The sequence below is a fragment of the Aeromicrobium sp. PFPM2_SD2 genome, from assembly GCF_057364525.1.
In genome coordinates, this window is record NZ_JBNFNZ010000303.1 from 1 (window position 1) to 3,081 (window position 3,081).

Annotated in this window: 3 protein-coding genes; all 3 read right to left on the reverse strand. The window is 74.3% G+C overall.

Going from position 1 to position 3,081, the window contains the following annotated elements; translation table 11 throughout:
- Positions 1–106: 106 nt before the first annotated feature.
- Entirely contained in the window at positions 107–685 is a 579-nt protein-coding gene (locus AC2W7G_RS12515) for a uroporphyrinogen-III synthase (protein WP_485868729.1), read from the reverse strand.
- A complete protein-coding gene (gene nirD, locus AC2W7G_RS12520) occupies positions 682–1,032 on the reverse strand; it encodes a nitrite reductase small subunit NirD (protein WP_485868730.1) in 351 nt (116 codons plus the stop codon). The genes AC2W7G_RS12515 and nirD overlap by 4 nt, the downstream gene beginning before the upstream one ends.
- A partial coding sequence (gene nirB / locus AC2W7G_RS12525) for a nitrite reductase large subunit NirB (protein ID WP_485868731.1) occupies positions 1,029–3,081 on the reverse strand: 2,053 nt, incomplete at its 5' end. The genes nirD and nirB, both read right to left, overlap by 4 nt.

Consider the following 3,081-nt stretch of genomic DNA (forward strand, 5'->3'; position numbering starts at 1 on the left):
GCTCGGTGACCGGGCCAGCACCTGCTCGGACCGCACCGCGGCGAGCCAGGCCGCCGGCTCCGGCGCGGAGGTGACAGCACCGCGTCGATAGCCGCCGGCGGCCGCCTCACGCCACCGAGCGACGCACGGCGTCGGGATCGGCGGGCGGGCCCCAGCGGTAGACGACCAGGCTCGTGGTGACCGCCCCCGCGGCCGTGAGGTGGCGCTCGAGCCCGTCGTCACCGGCCCCGTGGTGCTGCACGACGATGCGCTGGCCGGCCACCCCGTCGGCGCGCAGGAAGTCGGCGATCTCGGCGGACGTCTCGGACTCGGCCACCCAGTCGGGCACGAGCCCGGCGGCCTGGAGGGCCCCGCGAGCCTTCGGGCCGCGGGCGACGACCCGGCTGTGCTGCAGCGACGCGAGCAGCTCGTCGGCCAGGCCCACGGACTCGGCGGTGTCGAGCCAGCTGCGGAAGCCGATGCCCGTGGTCACGACGACCACGTCGGCAGGACGATCGACCAGGGCGCGGGTCTCGGCGACCAGCGTCTCCTCGTCGATGTGCGACTCGACGCCGAGCGAGGAGGCGACGACGACGGACGCGCCGCGGCGCTGCAAGGCGTTGACGATGTCGTCGGCACGGCGCTGCGCGGTCACCAGGACGCGGGCGCCGGACAGGACCGGGCCGAGCTGGGACGTCAGGCTCACGCCACCCCCTTCGCCTCGTCCTCCGCCGGCGCGACCTCGACCTGTCCGTCGACCACTCGCACCGGCCACACGCGCAGCCGCACCTCCGGGTCGTCCAGGCACCGGCCGGTCGCGAGCGAGAAGACCTGCTTGTGCAGGGGCGATGCTACCGTCGCCAGCTCCCCTCGGGACCCGACCAGGCCCCGGGCCAGGACGTTGGCCCCGGTGAACGGGTCCCGGTGGTCGACCGCGTGCACCTCCCCCGTGGCCAGCCGGAACAGCGCCACCTGCTCGCCACCGACGAGGGCGGCCGCGCCCCGGTCGGGCACCAGGTCGTCCACCGCGCAGACGCGCGTCCAGCCGCTCACGCCGGCACCTGCGCCCCGCGCACCGGAAGGGTCGCCCCGCCGATGAGCACGGCCCGCTCCTGCTCGGTGGCCGGACGCTTCTGGCCCCGCTCCTCGACGTACGCGAGGTCGGGGTCGGCGACGTCCGGGGCGTTGACGAACGCGCTGAACCGGCGCAGCTTCTCGGGGTCGGCGAGCGTGGCGGCCCACTCGTCCTCGTACCGGTCGACGTGCTCGGCCATGGCGGCGTCCAGGTCGGCGGCGATGCCGAGCGCGTCGTCCATGACCACCGCGCGGACGGCGTCCAGGCCGCCCTCGACCGACTCCAGCCAGGCGGCTGTGCGCTGCAGCCGGTCGGCGGTGCGCACGTAGTACATGAGGAAGCGGTCGATCGTGCGGACGAGCTGTTCGGTGGTCAGGTCCTCGGCGAGCAGCTGGGCGTGGCGCGGGGTGAACCCGCCGTTGCCGCCGACGTAGACGTTCCAGCCCTGGTCGGTGGCGATGACGCCGACGTCCTTGCCGCGTGCCTCGGCGCACTCGCGGGCGCAGCCGGAGACGCCGAGCTTGATCTTGTGCGGCGAGCGCAGGCCCCGGTAGCGCAGCTCGAGCGCGACGGCCAGGCCGACGGAGTCCTGCACGCCGAACCGGCACCAGGTCTGCCCGACGCACGACTTCACCGTGCGCAGCGACTTGCCGTAGGCGTGCCCGGACTCGAAGCCGGCGTCCACGAGCCGTCGCCAGATGGCCGGCAGCTGTTCGATCCGGGCGCCGAACAGGTCGATCCGCTGGCCGCCGGTGATCTTCGTGTACAGCCCGAAGTCGGCCGCGACCTGGCCGATCGCGATCAGTCCCTCGGGCGTCACCTCGCCGCCGGGGATGCGCGGCACGACCGAGTAGGTGCCGTCCTTCTGCATGTTGGCCATGACGTGGTCGTTGGTGTCCTGCAGCGCCGCGTTCTCCCCGTCCAGGACGTGCCCGTGGCCGAGGCTGGCCAGGATCGAGGCGACCACCGGGCGGCAGATGTCGCAGCCCCGTCCGGTTCCGTGCCGCTCGACCAGCTCGCTGAACGTGCTGATGCCGCTGACCCGCACGACGTCGAACAGCTGGGCCCGGCTCAGCGCGAAGTGCTCGCAGAGGGCGTCGCTGACCTCGACGCCGGCGGCCTCGAGCTCGGCGTTCACCAGGGTCTTCACCAGCGGCAGGCACGACCCGCAGCTCGTCCCGGCCCGGGTGCACGCCTTGACGCCGGCCACGTCGGTGCAGCCGCCTTCGGACACCGCGCACCGCACGGCGCCGGCGGTGACGTTGTTGCACGAGCACACCGTCGTCTCGTCCGGCAGCGCGCCGGCGCTGGGCGGCTCGACGCCGTCGGGCAGCAGCCAGGCGGTCGGGTCACCGCCGAGCAGGTTGCCGACCATCGGCCGCAGCGTCGTGTAGGCGGACGCGTCACCGACGAGCACGCCGCCGAGCAGCGTCGAGGCGTCGTCGCTGAGCACCAGCTTCTTGTAGACCCCCGCCACCGGGTCGGCGTAGACGACCTCCAGGCTGCCGGCCGTCGCGGCGAACGCGTCGCCGAAGCTGGCCACGTCCACGCCGAGCAGCTTGAGCTTGGTCGACAGGTCGGCGCCCTGGAACGTCGCCTCGCCGCCGAGCAGCCGGTCGGCCACGACCTCGGCCATCGTGTAGCCCGGGCCCACGAGTCCCCACACCCGTCCGGCCACGCAGGCGACCTCGCCGATGACGTAGACGTCCGGGTCGCTGGTGCGGCAGGCCTCGTCGGCGAGCACCCCGCCGCGCTCGTGGACGTCCAGCCCGGCGTCTCGGGCCAGCTCGTCGCGGGGGCGGACGCCGGTGGCGAAGACGACCACGTCGGCGTCGAGGGCGTCGCCGTCGGCGAAGACCATCTGCGTGACCCGGCCGCGCCGGTCGTGCCGGATGCGCGAGGTGGCCGTGGACGTGCGGACGTCCACGCCGAGTCCCTCCACGATCCGCCGCAGCGCCTCGCCGCCGGCCCGGTCGACCTGCACGGGCATCAGCCGGTCGGCGAACTCCACGACGGTGGCGTGGGCG